General features: G+C 55.2%; 16 protein-coding genes. 8 read left to right on the top strand and 8 right to left on the bottom strand.

What is annotated here, in order from left to right; all coding sequences use genetic code 11:
• Nucleotides 1-207 precede the first annotated feature (207 nt).
• Nucleotides 208-1,137, bottom strand: coding sequence for a LysR substrate-binding domain-containing protein (locus tag KGA69_RS09875; protein ID WP_015703484.1), 930 nt, complete (start codon nt 1,135-1,137; stop codon nt 208-210).
• A 629-nt stretch (nt 1,138-1,766) separates the two neighbouring features.
• On the opposite strand from KGA69_RS09875, the gene KGA69_RS09870 reads away from it, so the two are divergent.
• The 3 genes from KGA69_RS09870 to KGA69_RS09860 all read left to right on the top strand — a co-directional run bounded on the left by KGA69_RS09870 (nt 1,767) and on the right by KGA69_RS09860 (nt 5,075).
• Nucleotides 1,767-3,260: an aldehyde dehydrogenase gene (locus KGA69_RS09870; protein WP_213293049.1), complete on the top strand. Its 1,494-nt coding sequence runs from the start codon at nt 1,767-1,769 to the stop codon at nt 3,258-3,260.
• 48 nt (nt 3,261-3,308) lie between these two features.
• A complete protein-coding gene (locus KGA69_RS09865) occupies nt 3,309-4,691 on the top strand; it encodes an aspartate aminotransferase family protein (RefSeq protein WP_213293048.1) in 1,383 nt (460 codons plus the stop codon).
• A 195-nt stretch (nt 4,692-4,886) separates the two neighbouring features.
• On the top strand, nt 4,887-5,075 hold the full coding sequence (locus KGA69_RS09860; protein ID WP_045392131.1) for a hypothetical protein: 189 nt from the start codon (nt 4,887-4,889) through the stop codon (nt 5,073-5,075).
• Between the two features lie 166 nt (nt 5,076-5,241).
• Here the strand turns inward: KGA69_RS09860 and KGA69_RS09855 are convergent, their stop codons facing one another.
• From KGA69_RS09855 to KGA69_RS24275, 3 genes are all read right to left on the bottom strand, one after another.
• On the bottom strand, nt 5,242-6,423 hold the full coding sequence (locus KGA69_RS09855) for an aminotransferase-like domain-containing protein (protein WP_213293046.1): 1,182 nt from the start codon (nt 6,421-6,423) through the stop codon (nt 5,242-5,244).
• Nucleotides 6,424-6,519: 96 nt separating this feature from the next.
• Nucleotides 6,520-8,385 (bottom strand): bifunctional glutathionylspermidine amidase/synthase, encoded by a 1,866-nt coding sequence (gene gss / locus KGA69_RS09850; RefSeq protein WP_032712528.1) that lies wholly within the window; start codon nt 8,383-8,385, stop codon nt 6,520-6,522.
• Between the two features lie 76 nt (nt 8,386-8,461).
• Nucleotides 8,462-8,584: a hypothetical protein gene (locus KGA69_RS24275; RefSeq protein ID WP_306463112.1), complete on the bottom strand. Its 123-nt coding sequence runs from the start codon at nt 8,582-8,584 to the stop codon at nt 8,462-8,464.
• A 20-nt stretch (nt 8,585-8,604) separates the two neighbouring features.
• Between KGA69_RS24275 and KGA69_RS09845 the strand changes: the two genes are divergently transcribed.
• Together KGA69_RS09845 and yghU are read left to right on the top strand one after the other, a co-directional pair.
• Complete coding sequence (locus KGA69_RS09845) at nt 8,605-9,165, top strand: DsbA family protein (protein WP_015703498.1); 561 nt, start codon at nt 8,605-8,607, stop codon at nt 9,163-9,165.
• 49 nt (nt 9,166-9,214) lie between these two features.
• On the top strand, nt 9,215-10,081 hold the full coding sequence (yghU, locus tag KGA69_RS09840) for a glutathione-dependent disulfide-bond oxidoreductase (RefSeq protein WP_047043015.1): 867 nt from the start codon (nt 9,215-9,217) through the stop codon (nt 10,079-10,081).
• A 43-nt stretch (nt 10,082-10,124) separates the two neighbouring features.
• Here the strand turns inward: yghU and KGA69_RS09835 are convergent, their stop codons facing one another.
• The 3 genes from KGA69_RS09835 to exbB form a co-directional block, all read right to left on the bottom strand.
• Nucleotides 10,125-10,619: a TIGR00645 family protein gene (locus tag KGA69_RS09835; RefSeq protein ID WP_032712529.1), complete on the bottom strand. Its 495-nt coding sequence runs from the start codon at nt 10,617-10,619 to the stop codon at nt 10,125-10,127.
• Between the two features lie 131 nt (nt 10,620-10,750).
• On the bottom strand, nt 10,751-11,176 hold the full coding sequence (gene exbD, locus KGA69_RS09830) for a TonB system transport protein ExbD (RefSeq protein WP_015369671.1): 426 nt from the start codon (nt 11,174-11,176) through the stop codon (nt 10,751-10,753).
• 6 nt (nt 11,177-11,182) lie between these two features.
• Entirely contained in the window at nt 11,183-11,914 is a 732-nt protein-coding gene (gene exbB, locus KGA69_RS09825) for a tol-pal system-associated acyl-CoA thioesterase (protein WP_015369670.1), read from the bottom strand.
• A gap of 251 nt (nt 11,915-12,165) precedes the next feature.
• On the opposite strand from exbB, the gene metC reads away from it, so the two are divergent.
• Complete coding sequence (gene metC, locus KGA69_RS09820; RefSeq protein ID WP_045392139.1) at nt 12,166-13,353, top strand: cystathionine beta-lyase; 1,188 nt, start codon at nt 12,166-12,168, stop codon at nt 13,351-13,353.
• A 129-nt stretch (nt 13,354-13,482) separates the two neighbouring features.
• On the top strand, nt 13,483-14,142 hold the full coding sequence (gene yghB / locus KGA69_RS09815; RefSeq protein ID WP_045392141.1) for a DedA family general envelope maintenance protein YghB: 660 nt from the start codon (nt 13,483-13,485) through the stop codon (nt 14,140-14,142).
• Nucleotides 14,143-14,216: 74 nt separating this feature from the next.
• On the opposite strand, the gene KGA69_RS09810 is transcribed toward yghB, so the two are convergent.
• Nucleotides 14,217-15,116: an AraC family transcriptional regulator gene (locus KGA69_RS09810; protein WP_045392143.1), complete on the bottom strand. Its 900-nt coding sequence runs from the start codon at nt 15,114-15,116 to the stop codon at nt 14,217-14,219.
• Between the two features lie 198 nt (nt 15,117-15,314).
• Here KGA69_RS09810 and yqhD point away from each other — a divergent pair, with 198 nt between their 5' ends.
• Nucleotides 15,315-16,478, top strand: a complete 1,164-nt coding sequence (gene yqhD / locus KGA69_RS09805) for an alcohol dehydrogenase (protein ID WP_045392147.1) — start codon at nt 15,315-15,317, stop codon at nt 16,476-16,478.
• Nucleotides 16,479-16,535: the final 57 nt, after the last annotated feature.

Here is a 16,535-nt window from a genome sequence, read left to right as displayed (position 1 = left end):
AGCGGATTCGCCCCGCCGCCAGGCCATTTCCGCCACACTAATACGCAGTATTTATTTTTCAGGCATGAGATTTTGAAAGGAAAAACAACCATGACTTTCGAGGCTCATAAAAATATCGTCAGAGCTTCGTTTTTTTATAGGCAATAAAACGCAGAAAATATTACATGAATATATTTACCCGCGCTAATGGCGGGTAAATTTGCTCATTCAGGCGACTTTCACTTCTTGCTGCGGCGGGCTTAATACCGCATTGCGGCAATACTCCATAAATAGTTTGGTCGGCTTGGTCGGTTCGCTACTACGCAGATGGGCCATCACCAGCGCGGAATTCGCCATTTCATCCTGAATCTCCACACAACGTACCTGCTGGCCGTCATAGGTCATGTCGTTCACCGGGCGCGTCACCAGCACCGAGAAGCCCAGCCCCTGTCCGACCATGCAGCGCACCATCTCAATCGACGGCGAACTGTAGGCCACCTGCGGGTTGTATCCCTTATCTTTGAAAATGCTGATGAAGTAGTTTTTGCTCGGCACCACATCCAACAGGATCATTGGCAGATTGCTCAGCTCGGACAGCCGCACGGCGTGCCGCTGGGCCAAGGGATGATCCGCCGGTAACAGCGCATAGGGTTTCTGCGGCGCGTTGAGGCTCTCGGTATAAATCGAGGTATCCAGTTCGAGGTCATAGAGAAAAGCCAGGTCAAAACGCCCGCGGTGCAGGCCGTGTGCAATCTCATGCTGCTCGCCGTCGTAAATTTTAATGGTGATTTCCGGATATATTTTCTTAAATCCGGCCATCAACGACGGCATATACAGCGGCGCGGCGGTCTCGAAACAGCCGATGGAAATAATCCCGGAGACCAGCTCATTATCGGCCTTCGAGTTTTGTTCAAATTGATAAGAGAGCCGCAGCAGTTCTTTGGCTTTTTCATAAAAACGCTGTCCGCTCGGGGTCATTGATACCCCCTGGGCGTGGTGGCGAATAAAAAACTGCTGTTCAAACATATCTTCCAGCGTCTTCACGGCGATGGAAATCGACGGCTGCGCGATATGCAGCTGGCGTGAGGCTTCAGCAATACTTTCCGCCTCGACGACGGCAACAAAGTATTTGAGCTGTTTCAGGGTGAAATGGGGCATGTGATACCTTATTTTTTATCATCAAGGAGGCAGGCTGGTTAGCTTTAAACGATGAACACCCTGGCCTGCAACCCTCTGCCGTGAAAAAAATCAACAATCCGACAGCGATCAGATTTTTACAGAAAATTAACAGATACCTGGCGAGAAAATTGCGAGCGCCGGAGGATAATACTTCGGCCAGTATAAGCAGGATGAGAAAAAACAAGGCATATAACTACCTTATATTACAAGATATTAATCTCACTTTAATTCACAGAAACGCGTAAAAGGGCTTGCCCGATTCACCGTGATTCATTTTGTCATGAGTATTATTTTTATTCTCAATAATTAAATCTAAGAATATTAAATGTTGCTAACGACATGTTCATCTCGCCGAAGCCAAAATTAGCGGAAAACAAAAACTCTTTGCATTACAGCTTATTGAAAAATCGCACGTCCCCGTTATTTGAGCGCCATCACAGCGCACGACCTCCCGCCCTGGATCACAGAAAATCGCCAATCCTGGCTAACAACGATTTTTATAGAGGTTGCCTAGATTTTTAGTCCTTTCTCGCCGCATTGCCCTCCTGCATCATGAACTCAAAGAAACAAATAAATAACAATTACGCAACATGCGAAGGAGAAGGTTCATGTCTGATAGAAACTTTTGGCAGCGCAGGCTGCAGGAGCAGCGCTTTATCAGCCACGCCATTATCGATGGTCAACCGTACGTCGCGAAAAGCCGTAAAACCTGTCCCGCCATTAACCCTGCCAGCAATACGCTGCTGGCGGAAGTCACCTCGCTGCAGGCGGAAGATATCGATATTGCTGTCGCTTCCGCGCGCAGTGCGTTCACTTCCGGCGTCTGGTCGGGACTGGCGCCGCAGGAACGTAAACGCGCGCTGCTGCGCCTGTCGGCGCTGATCCTTCAGCATCGCGAAGAGCTGGCGCTGCTGGAGAGCGTCAGCATGGGGAAACCGGTCAACGATGCGCTGAATATTGATGTCCCCGGCGCCGCGCATATCTTCAGTTGGTATGCCGAAAGCGTGGATAAACTCTACGATGAAGTGGCTCCCGCCAGGCCCGGCGCGCTGGCGACCATCACCCGCCAGCCCATCGGCGTGGTTGCCGCCATCGTACCGTGGAACTTCCCACTCGACCTCGCCTCCTGGAAGTTGGGTCCGGCGCTGGCGGCCGGCAATAGCGTGATCCTCAAGCCCTCGGAAAACTCGCCGTTTAGCGCCCTGCGTCTGGGCGAGCTGGCGCTGGAGGCCGGTATTCCGCCAGGCGTGCTTAACGTGGTAACCGGGCTGGGAACCGAAACCGGGAGCGCGCTGGGACTGCATCACGATATCGATGTCATCGCCTTCACCGGCTCAACCGCCGTCGGCAAAGCCTTTATGGCCTATTCGGCCCAGTCCAACCTGAAACAGGTATGGCTGGAGTGCGGCGGCAAGAGCGCCAATATCATCTTCGCCGACTGCCAGGATCTCGACCTGGCCGCTGAAAAAGCAGCCTTCGGCATCTGTTTTAATCAGGGCGAAGTCTGCTCGGCAAACTCCCGCCTGCTGGTTGAGCGCCCGATTTACGCGGACTTCATTGCCAAACTACAGGAAAATATGCAGGCCTGGGCTCCGGCACATCCCCTCGATCCGCAAACCCGCATGGGGGCCATGGTCAGCGCCACCCATGCCGAAAAAGTGATGGCGGCTATCCGCCGCGCGCAAGACGAGGGCGCAACGCTGCTTACCGGCGGCCGTACGGTGGAAATAGATGGCGTCGCCAACTACGTTCAGCCGACGCTGCTGGCCGACGTAAACGAAGAGATGGCGCTGTGGAAAGAGGAGATTTTTGGTCCGGTGCTGGCGGTTTGCGCCTTCGATAGCGAGAAGGAGGCGGTTCATCTGGCGAATAACCATATCTATGCGCTGGCCGCCTCGCTGTGGACCGACAATCTGCATCGCGCCCATCGCGTCGCCGCGCAGCTGACCGCCGGAACAATCTCGGTAAATACCGTCGACGCGCTGGACGTCACCGTTCCCTTTGGCGGCAACAAGCAGTCGGGCTTTGGCCGCGATCTGTCTCTACATGCCTTTGATAAATTCACCAGCCTCAAAACCACCTGGTTTCAGTTTCGCGAGTAGGCCGCAGCCTGCACCACTTTTTCAGTTCCAGCAGACAGGAGAGACGAAATGACTAATCCAAGCAATCAGAACCGTTCGACGTCCGATTACCAACATTCAGATGCGGCTCACCATATTCACGCCTTCCTGGATCAAAAAGCCCTGAACGCCGAAGGGGCGCGCGTCATGGTACGCGGCGAAGGACTATACCTGTGGGACAATGACGGGAATAAATACCTCGATGGGATGTCCGGCCTGTGGTGTACCCAGTTGGGCTACAGCCGCCATGATCTGGCGGACGCCGCTGCGGCGCAGTTTGCCAAACTGCCCTATTACAACATGTTCTTCCACACGACCCACCCGGCGGTTATCGAGCTTTCCGAGCTGCTGTTTAGCCTGCTGCCGCCGCACTACAGCCACGCTATCTACACCAACTCCGGTTCGGAATCGAATGAAGTGCTGATTCGCACCGTTCGCCGCTACTGGCAGATCCTCGGCAAGCCGGAGAAAAAGGTGATGATTGGCCGCTGGAACGGCTATCACGGCTCCACGCTGGCGGCAAGCGGGCTCGGCGGCATGAAGTTCATGCATGAAATGGGCGGCGTGATCCCGGACGTGGCTCATATCGATGAACCCTACTGGTTTATGCACGGCGGCAACCTGACGCCGCAGGAGTTCGGCCTGCGCTGCGCCCGCCAGCTGGAAGAGAAGATCCTGGAACTGGGCGCGGAAAACGTCGCCGGCTTTATCGCCGAACCGTTCCAGGGGGCGGGCGGCATGATCTTCCCGCCGGAAAGCTACTGGCCGGAGATCCAGCGTATCTGCCGGCAATATGACGTGCTGCTGTGCGCCGATGAGGTGATTGGCGGCTTTGGCCGTACCGGCGAGTGGTTTGCGCATCAGTACTTTGGCTTTGAACCGGATACGCTGTCGATTGCCAAGGGGCTGACCTCTGGTTACGTACCGATGGGCGGTCTGGTGCTGAGCAAACGCATGGCCGACGTGCTGGTAGAAAAAGGCGGCGTTTTCCCACACGGCCTGACCTATTCCGGCCACCCGGTAGCGGCTGCGGTGGCGATTGCCAACCTGAAAGCCTTACGCGATGAGAATCATGTCACCCGGGTCCGCACCGATAGCGGCCCGTATCTGCAAAAAACGCTGCGCGAAGTGTTTGAAAACCATCCGCTTATTGGCGAGGTGCAGGGCGCGGGGCTGGTGGCCGCCCTACAGTTTGCCGAAGATAAAGCGACCCGCAAACGTTTTGCCAACGAGAACGAACTGGCCTGGCGCTGTCGCACCATCGGCTTTGAAGAAGGCGTGATCATCCGCTCAACGCTGGGGCGCATGATCATGGCGCCGGCGCTGATTGCCGGACATAGCGAACTCGATGAACTGGTTGAAAAAACCAAGCGTGCCGTTGACCGTACCGCTAAAGAGATTGGCCTGCTATAAGTCAATTACTTACTGCTTTTGATTATCTTTTAGCGGAGGCCTTCGGCCTCCGTTTTTACCTGCATTCCACTTAGCAGGGTTCCGGGTATCAGCAGACCGTCATGAGATGCGCTTTTAGAGCGTCGGCAAAAAAATGTTGATCTGATACGAACAAGCTTTTATTTTGCTGCTAGTTTTCAAACTGAGATGAAACTGATGCCTACTATTATCGCCAGTAGTATGAAAGAAGCTAAAGAATTAGTTAACGCCAGAAAGTACCGGGAAATAGTACTGAATTTCGATGTTGACGCTGATGATTTTTTCACCCTTGCAACAGCGCAGCATGACACCAAAATCACCTTTGCAAACAAAAATAGCCACTCACCGGTTACATTAGAAAAATAATAAAACCCCTGAGGAAATCTTTATGTTGTTGTTTATTGGCACTATTGCTGTCGCTTTTCTCTCTTCCCTGATGCTCATCTGGCTTGACGATCGCATCGCCGAGCAGGAGTAAACCCTCCCCCGATTTAAAGCTCTCCGCACCGGTCATCGGTGCGGAGACAAAAGATTACAGCGATTTCGCCAGACGTTCGACGGCGGTCAGCAGACCGGCTTCAGAAACCGTCGAATAGGAAAGACGCAGCGTGCGGGTATCCGGATTATCGTTGTAGAACGCTTCACCAGGTACGTAAACCACGCCGTTTTCCAGCGTCTTCTCCAGCCACGCCATGGTATCGAACGGATAGCGGAAACGGGCCCAGAGGAACATTCCCCCTTCCGGGCGGCTAAACTCAAGATGCTCGCCAAGACGACTTTCCAGCGCATCAGCCAGCGCCACGCACTTCTTGCGGTAGTCTTCGCGGATCAGAGCGATCTGATCGTTCAGGCGATTCATTTCCAGATACTCAGCGGTGATAACCTGAGAGAGCATATTAGTATGCAGATCCGCCGCCTGCTTCACGATCACCGCCTGATGCGCCAGCCATTCCGGCATCACGATCCAGCCGATACGCATTCCCGGCGCAAGGATCTTGGAGAACGTGGAGGTGTACACCACCCGTTCTTCACAGCCTTGTTCGATCGCATGTTGATACAGCGGACGACGCACTTTATCGGTGAAGCTGATTTCGCCGTAGGGATCGTCTTCGATGATCACAAAATCATGTTGCTTCGCTAGCGCCACCAGCCGCTGGCGGCGATCGTCGCTGAGGGTTTTACCGCCGGGGTTGCCAAATGTCGGCACCAGATAGACCGCTTTAACCTTAGTGGTTTCCAGCAGATCGGCCAGTTGTTCAACCAGCATGCCGTTATCGTCGGTATCGACGCTCAGGATATTCGCCTGCGCCAGCTGGAATACCTGCAGCGCGGCAAGGTAGGTCGGACGTTCAACGACGACCGCATCGCCCGGATCGAGCAGCGTGCGGGCAATGATATCCAGCGATTGCTGCGAACCGGAGGTGATATACACCTGGCTTGCCGAGCAGGCCACGCCGCGCGACTGGCAGATTTCGCTCACCGCCTGGCGCAGCGGCGGATATCCTTCGGTAAGGCCGTACTGGAACGCATCATTCAAACGTTCACTCATCACCTTTTGCACCGCGAGGTTGAGACCTTCGGTATCAAACAGTTCCGGAGCCGGAATACCGCCGCCAAGCGAAATGACGCCAGGCAGTTTACTGTGTTTGAGAAGTTCGCGGACGGCGGAGGGCTTAAGTTCACCCGCGCGGGCGGCGAGGCGCCGATCGTGCATATGCTTTTCCTTTTCTATCTTGTTGTTGTGTTAGTTGTTCGTTGTAGCTTTGCAGGTGCCGGGCAGCGATACTAGCCGCTGCCCGGTTTGCGGCCGTTACTCGTCGTCTTTCAGCACGACTAATGGCTCAATATCGCTCTCTTTTTTCACCACCAGCGAATCATCGCCGCGCAGGCAGGTACCGCCATAGTTACCGCCCACCGTGAAGGTGCACACCTGAATGTACTTGCCGTCAACCTTCGGCAGACACCACAGCTGCTGGTAAATATTTTTGCGATCGACAAATTGCCCGCTGGTCTGATCCAATACCTCATCGTGCGGGCTTATCAGATCGATGTTATTACCGCAGCGCCCGGAGATCGGTTTGACCGCATAACCGGTTTTCGCCAGCTCGTCATTGACCACAAAATCGGTATCCAGCAGATAGCGATGATGTGGGAACAGCGACCACAGCACCGGCAGAATTGCCTTGTTGCCGGGGATAACCGTCCACAGCGGTTCGAATACCAATACTTCAGGGCGCAGCAGGACGTCAATCAGGCGCACCTCATTTTGCGGATGACCGGTACGAATCGGCACTGCCGCATACTCATCGGCGCTGACTTCACGCACCTGCTCGATGGCGGTTTCCCATGCCCAGGTCTTCCACACGCAGTTAACCAAGCGGCCATCGCCGTCGATAAGCTGCCCGGCGGCATCCCAGCGCAGTTCATCAAGGCCAAAGAGAATTTTGCTCTCAAAGCCCGCCTCGGTTAGCGAACGCTGAATAAACTGGGCATGGTAGTTCTCTTCAAGATCCTTATCCTGCATGATGTGCACGAACGGCCGCGCGCGGCTGTGCTTCCACGCCCCCGCCAGCTCCTCAAGCAGATTTTCCGCCGGGTTATGGCCGGTACCGCGATAGCCCTGTTTCAGCCACTGTTCGAGGATCAATCCGCCTTCCGTATGGCAAGAGGCAGAGTCGGCGTTGTATTCGTACACCTTCAGCCCGCGCTCATCCATGCAGAAATCCATGCGCCCGGTAATCATATGATGACGGCGGCGCTGCCACGAGAGGCGCAGACGAGGCCAGAGAATTTTCGGAATATCGAACAGCGCCAGCAGGTTGTCATCCTTCATCACCTTATCAGTGGCGTGCAGATACATCAGATGCAGTTCATTGGTCGCTTTAATCAGTTCCTGTTCGGCGCTCTCGCTGATGGTGAAGTACTGGTAGGGATCCTGATTGATGAAATGACCGTTGGCTTCAACATAGGCCTTTTGCAGCGCGTCTTTCTCATTGAGCCAGTTACCGCGGAACTGGCCTTTATTCGGCAGCCGCGCGCCGCTGATTTTCATCTCCTCGCCCGGCAGCACCGGCTGCGGCAGGCTATGCTCGGTATCGGCGGTCTGGATCATCCAGCCTAAAATTTCGGTATCGGCAAAGGTATCTTTGATGGTATAGACGCCGTCTTTCACTTCCAGCGTTAGCTCGCGGGTCCACTGCTGGCCCTGCGGCAGCGGCGCGTGGATGACGTTCTGCTCGGCGATACGGACCTTATTCCCTACCAGTTGCGTAATCACCGCCACGTGTCCGGTATGTTTAAACTCGCCGCCCTTCTGCCAGATCAGCAGCGAGCCGGCGATCGGCGGACGGCGCGAGCCGTTGGCGAAGGCCTGCAGGGGAAGAATGTTGTCATTGACCACTTCGCGCAGAAAGCGCAGCGAGAAGATTTCATAAGCCATACCGACGTCGGTAAAGACAAAGCCGTAGGTGAGGAATAAAAAGCGCCGCGCGAACTCCACGCACTGCCATTTATGCCCCATATACTCGTTGCCGATATAGCTGCGGAAAGCGGCGTCATCCGGATAATCTTGTGGGTTTAAACTACTGTAATTCGAAGAATAAATTGCCACGCCGCCCGGCGCGTAGCCCAAAAGCGTGCCGAAAGGGGCGTCAATACTGGTCGATCCTTTACTCATTTAGCCTGACCTCAAATTAATGCAGCCCGGGCAGTTGGCGGAACAAAACTCCCTCTTCTTATCCTGCCGCAGGCACTTACCAGACAGAGGTGAAATGATGATACCACTCATTCGATTCGCTAAACGTGCCCTTATAGAAAATAACCCGGCGTCCATTGGCAAAAGTGATATTGTTAGCCAACACATAACAAAAAAACATCACTACATCAGGAGTCGACAATGAGCGCACCTTCGCATCTCAATGCCCAGCCGCTGGTCTGGGGACATGGCCCGCGGACTTTTGAAGTATTCCTCGAACCAACCTGTCCGTTTTCCGTTCGCGCCTTCAACAAGCTTGATGAATTGCTGGATGAAGTCGGCGCCGAGAACGTCACGATTAAGATTCGCCTGCAGTCCCAGCCGTGGCATCTGTTTTCCGGGGTAATCGTGCGCTGCGTGCTGGCCGCCTCCACCCTGCCGCACGGCAGAGAGCAGGCGCACAAAGTCCTGCAGGCGGTCGCCGATCATCGTGAAGAGTTTGAATTCACCGACCACTGCAGCGGGCCGAATATGAATACCACTCCGCAGCAAATTATCGAGCGCCTTGAGCGCTATAGCCACGTGTCGCTGGCGGCGGCATTTGCCCGCCCTGAGCTGCAAAACGAAATCAAATGGCACAGTAAATACGCCCGCCAGAACGGCATCCATGTGTCGCCGACGTTTATGGTCAACGGCCTGGTGCAGCCCGATCTCGGCAGCGGCGATGACGTCAGCGTGTGGGCCGCGCGGATTATGGCCTGAGATTAGCTGCTAGACTTTTTTGTACACCTTACTAAAGAGGCAGGTCAGTATGTCCGACAATCAATACCAACCACCGAAAGTATGGGAATGGAAACAGAATAACGGCGGCGCGTTCGCCAATATCAACCGTCCGGTTTCCGGCGCGACGCATGAAAAAGTGCTGCCCGTTGGCAATCACCCGCTACAGCTCTATTCGCTGGGCACGCCGAACGGGCAGAAAGTGACTATCATGCTGGAAGAGCTGCTGGCGCTGGGCGTGGCTGGCGCTGAGTATGACGCCTGGCTGATTCGTATCGGCGAAGGTGATCAGTTCTCCAGCGGCTTTGTCGAAGTGAACCCAAACTCGAAGATCCCGGCGCTGAGCGACCACTCCACCACTCCGCCGACCCGGGTATTTGAATCCGGCAGCATCCTGCTCTATCTGGCGGAAAAATTTGGTTTCTTCCTGCCGAAAGACCCGGCCGGGCGCACCGAAACGCTGAACTGGCTGTTCTGGCTACAGGGCGCAGCGCCGTTCCTCGGCGGCGGCTTTGGCCACTTCTATAACTATGCGCCGGTGAAAATCGAGTACGCCATCGACCGCTTTACCATGGAAGCGAAACGTCAGCTCGACGTGCTGGATAAGCAGCTGGCGCGCGGCCGCTTTGTGGCGGGGGAAGAGTACACCATCGCCGATATGGCGATCTGGCCGTGGTATGGCAACGTGGTGCTGGGCAACGTCTATAACGCCGCGGAATTCCTCGATGCCGGCAGTTACGTTAACGTGCTGCGCTGGGCGCAGGATGTGGGCAATCGCCCGGCGGTGAAGCGCGGGCGGATAGTTAACCGCACCAATGGCCCGCTCGACGAGCAGTTGCACGAGCGCCATGACGCCCGCGATTTCGACACGCAGACCGAAGACAAACGCCAGGCGTGATGCCCTTACCCGGCGGCGCGAAGCTGCCGGGTAAGTTGTCACATCAGTGTTTTACCTTGGTCAGGCGATCGAGATAGCCCATCACAAAGGCTGACAGCACAAATGTGAGATGGATAATGACGTACCACATCAGCTTGTTATCCGGCACGTTCTTCGCATCCATAAACACCCGCAGCAGATGAATGGAAGAGATAGCCACAATCGACGCCGCCACCTTGTTTTTCAGCGATGTCGCATCCATTTTGCCAAGCCAGTTGAGCTTCTCTTTACCTTCGTTAATATCCAGCGTCGAGACGAAGTTTTCATAACCGGAAAACATCACCATCACCAGCAGCCCGCCCACCAGCGTCATATCGACCAGCGAAAGCAGCGTCAGAATCAGATCCGACTCGCCGACGCTGAAGATATGCGGCAGGATGTGGAATATCTCCTGAAAAAATTTTATCGATAGCGCGATAAGCCCCAGCGAGAGGCCGAAATAAACCGGCGCCAGCAGCCAGCGCGAAGCATAAATAGCGTTTTCCAGAAAGCGTTCCATAAGGTCCTGTCAGTTTGTAAAAATGGCGGCCATTATATCGCAGCTGGTCCATATCAAAACGGTGTGCAGGCGGCGGGGAAATAAAAAAGGCCAACGCAGTGTTGGCCTTTCGGGAGATATCCTGGGGGAAATTACTTCGCTTTGACGGTCTCTTCGCCCACCAGACCAATTTTCAGGTAACCGGCCTGATGCAGCGTATCCATCACTTTCATCATCGTCTCGTAGTCGACGGTTTTGTCGGCGCGGAAGAACACGGTGGTGTCTTTCTTACCCTGAGTCAGCGCGTCCAGCGAGGCAATCACGCTCTCTTCGGTCACCGGATCGTTGCCGAGGAACATCGATTTGTCGGCTTTCACCGACAGATAAATCGGTTTTTCCGGACGCGGCTGCGGCTGGCTGGATGAGGCAGGCAGATTGACTTTGACGTCCACGGTGGCCAGCGGCGCCGCCACCATGAAGATAATCAACAGCACCAACATGACGTCGATAAACGGCGTCACGTTAATGTCGTGCATTTCGCCGTTATCATCGAGGTTTTCGTTAAAATGCATCGCCATAGCGGATCAACCTACCCGTAATTTCTGCGCCGGACGCAGCGGCTGAGAACCACTGGCGTTCAGGTCAAGGTCGCGGCTTTGCAGCAGCATAATCTGCGCGGCCACATCGCCGAGAGAGGCTTTGTAGCTGGCAATCATGCGGGCGAAAACGTTGTAGATAACCACCGCCGGAATCGCGGCAAACAGACCAATCGCCGTTGCCAGCAGAGCTTCAGCGATACCCGGCGCGACAACCGCGAGGTTAGTGGTCTGCGTTTGCGCGATACCGATAAAGCTGTTCATGATGCCCCAAACGGTACCAAACAGGCCGACGAACGGAGAGATGGCGCCGATAGTCGCCAGATAACCGTTGCCGCGGCCCATATAGCGGCCAACCTGCGCCACGCGGCGCTCAAGGCGGAAACCGGTACGTTCTTTAATGCCTTCGTTGTCATCCACGCCTGCCGACAGTTCCAGCTCATTATTGGCTTCGTTAATCAGCTGAGTGGTCAGGCTTTTAGCATGGAATCCATTCGCGATAGTGTTAGCCTGATCGAGAGAACGCGCTTCGCTGAGCTGCTGCTGCTCACGCTTGAGGCGACGCTTGCTGGACAACATTTCGGCGCCCTTGCCGAAGAAGATAGCCCAGGTGACTACCGAAGCCAGAATCAAGCCAATCATCACAACCTTAACGACAATATCGGCGTGATGATACATACCCCAAACGGAGAGATCCGCCTGCATCAAATTATTACCCACACTGTTTCTCCAGGACGTCAATCACAAAAACTGAGCATAATAATATCAAAACGACATCGAATTGATAGTGGTTCTCATTAGTATTTACACTGTGCAGCAAATCACGTTTATTTTCTTTGCGCTTACGCAGTAAAAAAGCGGCTGACGCCGGTTTCGGGAAAATTTTTGCCTGTATCGTTTCCGGCCCGGTACACAAACCGGTATTCATGGTAGTTTAGACGTCCAGACGTATAAAAACAGGTTTCTATAACATGGCTGATAAACATCTTGATACCGCGCTGGTCAACGCCGGGCGCCGCAAAAAATATACTCAGGGTTCGGTGAATAGCGTTATCCAACGCGCCTCATCGCTGGTGTTTGATACCGTCGAGGCTAAAAAACACGCCACCCGTAACCGCGCCAAAGGCGAGCTGTTTTATGGCCGCCGCGGCACGCTAACCCACTTTTCGCTGCAGGAAGCCATGTGCGAACTGGAAGGCGGCGCTGGCTGCGCCCTCTTCCCCTGCGGCGCGGCCGCGGTCGCCAACACGATTCTGGCCTTCGTCGAACAGGGCGACCACGTGTTAATGACCAACACCGCCTATGAACCCAGCCAGGACTTCTGCACTAAGATCCTTGCGAAGCTCGGGGTGACGACCGGCTGGTTCGATCCGCTCATCGGCGCGGATATCGCCAACCTGATTCAACCCAATACTAAAGTCGTGTTTCTTGAATCCCCCGGTTCGATCACCATGGAAGTGCATGATGTGCCGGCCATCGTCGCCGCCGTGCGCCGCGTCGCGCCGCAAGCCATTATCATGATCGATAACACCTGGGCGGCAGGGGTACTGTTTAAAGCGCTCGATTTTGGTATCGATATCTCTATTCAGGCGGCAACGAAATATTTAATTGGCCACTCCGACGGGATGATCGGCACCGCGGTGGCCAACGCCCGCTGCTGGGAGCAATTATGTGAAAATGCCTATCTGATGGGCCAGATGGTCGATGCCGACACCGCCTACATGACCAGCCGCGGCTTGCGCACGCTTGGCGTCCGCCTGCGTCAGCATCATGAAAGCAGTCTACGCGTCGCCGAATGGCTGGCGCAGCACCCGCAGGTGGCGCGAGTCAATCATCCGGCGCTGCCGGGCAGCAAGGGCCACGAGTTCTGGAAGCGCGATTTTAGCGGCAGCAGCGGTCTGTTCTCTTTCGTCCTTAATAAACGTCTGACCGACGCCGAACTGTCAGCCTATCTGGACAACTTCAGCCTGTTCAGCATGGCCTACTCGTGGGGCGGGTTCGAATCACTGATCCTCGCCAACCAGCCGGAACATATCGCGGCCATCCGCCCCGGGGCGGAAGTGGATTTCAGCGGCACTCTTATTCGACTGCACATAGGTTTAGAAAATGTTGACGATCTGCTGGCGGATTTAGCGGCAGGTTTCGCGCGTATCGTGTAAAGTGACAGGAAGTGGCAACAAAAGCGGACGCTTTCAGAAAAGCGGCCGCTTTTGTTGCGCCCGGGATCAAGGTGCTCGGGCCGCTTCAGGAGTACACTAGTCGAAAAACGGTACCACTTAGGAAAGTCCATGGTTGTCATTCAAGAGATTGTCGCCGCGCTGTGGCAACATGATTTTGCCGCATTGGCAAACCCTCACGTTGTGGGTTTTGTATATCTGGTCATGTTCGCGACCCTGTTTCTGGAAAACGGGCTGCTGCCGGCTTCATTTTTACCGGGCGATAGCCTGTTGCTGCTCGCCGGCGCGTTAATCGCCAAAGGCGTCATGGATTTTGTCCCCACTCTCGCCATTCTGACCGCCGCCGCCAGCCTCGGCTGCTGGCTGAGCTATTTACAGGGGCGCTGGCTGGGTAATACCACTATGGTGAAAGGCTGGCTGTCGCATCTGCCGCACAAATATCATCAGCGCGCCACCAACATGTTTGATAAACACGGCCTGCTGGCGCTGCTGGCCGGGCGTTTTCTGGCGTTTGTCCGCACCCTGCTGCCAACCATGGCGGGTATTTCCGGCCTGCCGAATCGTCGTTTCCAGTTCTTTAACTGGCTGAGCGGCCTGCTGTGGGTTGGCGTCGTCACCGGTCTCGGCTATGCGCTGAGCATGATCCCATTCGTGAAAAACCACGAAGACCAGGTCATGACCTGCCTGATGATTTTACCGATCGCCCTGCTGGTAACCGGCCTCGTTGGTACGGTTATCGTCGTTATCAAGAAGAAATACTGCAGCGCCTGATTCACTCGCGCCGGATGGTCTCAAAATCCCCGGTAGCGCTGGCGCTTACCGGGGCTACAGGCGCCGCATCCTTATCAAATCCCCTGCATCGTGCGAATACGCGCGGCATCTTCACCCGGTGTAATACCAAAATAGCGTTTAAACTCACGGCTAAACTGCGAGGCGCTTTCATAGCCGACGCGCATCGCCGCCGCGCTGGCTTTCATGCCGTCATGAATCATCAGCATTCTGGCCTTATGAAGGCGATAGGTCTTCAAATACTGCAGCGGCGAGGTGCTGGTAACCGATTTAAAGTTATGGTGAAACGCCGAGACGCTCATATTCGCTTCCGCCGCCAGCTGGTCGACGCTGAGGTTTTCGGTGTACTGGCTTTCAATGCGCTTCAGGACGCGGCTAATCAGGCTAAAGTGCGTCTGCCGGCTCACCAGCGCCAGCAGCGCCCCGCCGCAGGGGCCAATCAGGACGTGATAAAGGATCTCGCGGATAATCTGTTTGCCGAGAATGCGCGCGTCCAGCGGTCGCTCCATCACGTCTAACAGGCGTTCCGCCGCACAGAGGATCTCTTCTGATAGCACCGCCGAGTTGATCCCGCTGGAAGCGACCGACGGCTGAAAAAGCTCATCTTCGCCGATATCCATCAGCAGCTCCTGCAACTGCAAAATATCGACATTCAACCGCATTCCCGCCAGCGGCACTTCCGGAGTCGCGAAGGTTTCGCATTCGAACGGTAGCGGGACGGTTAACAGTAAGTATTCGTTGGTGTCATAACGGAAGGTTCGTTCATTGATATAGCCAATTTTATGGCCGGAAAAGAGAAAAACGATCCCCGGCTGGTACATCACCGGCGTACGGGTGCCCGGCTGTGTCCCGTACAGCAGACGGATATCCGGCAGCAGGTCACTTAGCATTTCTTGCTTATCTTTCAGTTTGTTAACCTTGTCTGTTAATAGCTGGCATATCTCGGCACGGTTCATTTTCGCTGCTTCTCCGACGATTTTTCTACGTCCTTATTGTGCGTAGTTTCCTTCCTTTTCTCCAGCCAAATGGAGAAATGGGCAAGACAATGGCAGGAATGTGCATTGAGAGGAAACGGGCGCAGGAACACAATAGCCGCCATCGGGCAGAGAGTCGTCCTTTCTGCCGGGAGTTTCATCTTTATGAGGGCACCAGCCATGAATAACTTCAATTTACATACCCCAACCCGCATTCTGTTCGGCAAAGGCGCCATCGCCGACCTGCGCGAACAAATCCCAGCCGGCGCTCGCGTGCTGGTGACTTACGGCGGCGGTAGCGTGAAGAAAACCGGCGTACTGGATCAGGTACTGAGCGCGCTGGCTGGCTTTGACGTGCTGGAATTCGGCGGGATTGAGCCAAACCCGTCTTACGAAACGCTGATGAACGCGGTAAAACTCGCCCGCGAAGAGAAAGTGACCTTCCTGCTGGCGGTTGGCGGCGGTTCGGTGCTTGATGGCACCAAGTTTATCGCCGCGGCCGCGCACTATGACGCGAATATCGATCCGTGGGAAATTCTGGAAACCTACGGCAGCAAGATTACTCGCGCCATTCCGATGGGCTCGGTATTGACCCTGCCGGCGACCGGTTCCGAATCAAACAAAGGCGCGGTTATCTCGCGTAAAACCACCGGCGATAAACGCGCGTTTATGTCCGAACACGTTCAGCCGGTCTTCGCAATCCTCGATCCGGTTTACACCTACACCCTGCCGCCGCGCCAGGTCGCTAACGGCGTCGTTGACGCTTTCGTCCATACCGTTGAGCAGTACGTGACCTATCCGGTTGACGGCAAAATTCAGGATCGTTTCGCCGAAGGCATTCTGCTGACGCTGGTGGAAGATGGCCCGAAAGCGCTGCAGGAGCCGGAGAACTACGACGTGCGCGCCAACATTATGTGGGCGGCGACGCAGGCATTGAACGGTCTCATCGGCGCAGGCGTCCCTCAGGACTGGGCGACCCACATGCTCGGCCACGAACTGACGGCGATGCACGGCCTGGATCACGCTCAGACGCTGGCTATCGTGCTGCCGGCGCTGTGGAATGAGAAACGCGATACCAAGCGCGCTAAGCTGCTGCAGTACGCCGAGCGCGTGTGGAATATTACCGAAGGTTCCGAAGAACAACGTATCGATGCCGCTATCGCCGCAACCCGTCGTTTCTTCGAGCAGATGGGCGTGCCGACTCGCCTTTCCGATTACGGTCTTGACGGTAGCTCCATCCCGGCGCTGCTGGCGAAACTGGAAGAACACGGCATGACTAAGCTTGGCGAAAATCAGGATATCACTCTGGACGTCAGCCGCCGTATTTACGAGGCTGCCCGCTAAGTTATCCCCGCCTGATTCACCTCTCCTTACGTTAAACAAACGTCCGGGAGAGGTGTT

This window comes from Klebsiella sp. A52, from assembly GCF_018388785.1.
Lineage (GTDB): Bacteria > Pseudomonadota > Gammaproteobacteria > Enterobacterales > Enterobacteriaceae > Klebsiella > Klebsiella aerogenes.
This window is presented reverse-complemented; position numbering and strand designations above follow the sequence as displayed.

Bases quoted from the DNA above. Each gene is read 5' to 3' on its own strand.
- KGA69_RS09845 (WP_015703498.1), top strand. From the start codon at position 8,605: ATGAGCGCACCTTCGCATCTCAATGCCCAGCCGCTGGTCTGGGGACAT.
- gss (WP_032712528.1), bottom strand. From the start codon at position 8,385: ATGAGTAAAGGATCGACCAGTATTGACGCCCCTTTCGGCACGCTTTTG.
- KGA69_RS24275 (WP_306463112.1), bottom strand. From the start codon at position 8,584: ATGTTTTTTTGTTATGTGTTGGCTAACAATATCACTTTTGCCAATGGA.
- yghU (WP_047043015.1), top strand. From the start codon at position 9,215: ATGTCCGACAATCAATACCAACCACCGAAAGTATGGGAATGGAAACAG.
- KGA69_RS09855 (WP_213293046.1), bottom strand. From the start codon at position 6,423: ATGCACGATCGGCGCCTCGCCGCCCGCGCGGGTGAACTTAAGCCCTCC.
- KGA69_RS09875 (WP_015703484.1), bottom strand. From the start codon at position 1,137: ATGCCCCATTTCACCCTGAAACAGCTCAAATACTTTGTTGCCGTCGTC.
- KGA69_RS09870 (WP_213293049.1), top strand. From the start codon at position 1,767: ATGTCTGATAGAAACTTTTGGCAGCGCAGGCTGCAGGAGCAGCGCTTT.
- KGA69_RS09865 (WP_213293048.1), top strand. From the start codon at position 3,309: ATGACTAATCCAAGCAATCAGAACCGTTCGACGTCCGATTACCAACAT.
- exbD (WP_015369671.1), bottom strand. From the start codon at position 11,176: ATGGCGATGCATTTTAACGAAAACCTCGATGATAACGGCGAAATGCAC.
- KGA69_RS09810 (WP_045392143.1), bottom strand. From the start codon at position 15,116: ATGAACCGTGCCGAGATATGCCAGCTATTAACAGACAAGGTTAACAAA.
- KGA69_RS09860 (WP_045392131.1), top strand. From the start codon at position 4,887: ATGCCTACTATTATCGCCAGTAGTATGAAAGAAGCTAAAGAATTAGTT.
- metC (WP_045392139.1), top strand. From the start codon at position 12,166: ATGGCTGATAAACATCTTGATACCGCGCTGGTCAACGCCGGGCGCCGC.
- yqhD (WP_045392147.1), top strand. From the start codon at position 15,315: ATGAATAACTTCAATTTACATACCCCAACCCGCATTCTGTTCGGCAAA.
- KGA69_RS09835 (WP_032712529.1), bottom strand. From the start codon at position 10,619: ATGGAACGCTTTCTGGAAAACGCTATTTATGCTTCGCGCTGGCTGCTG.
- yghB (WP_045392141.1), top strand. From the start codon at position 13,483: ATGGTTGTCATTCAAGAGATTGTCGCCGCGCTGTGGCAACATGATTTT.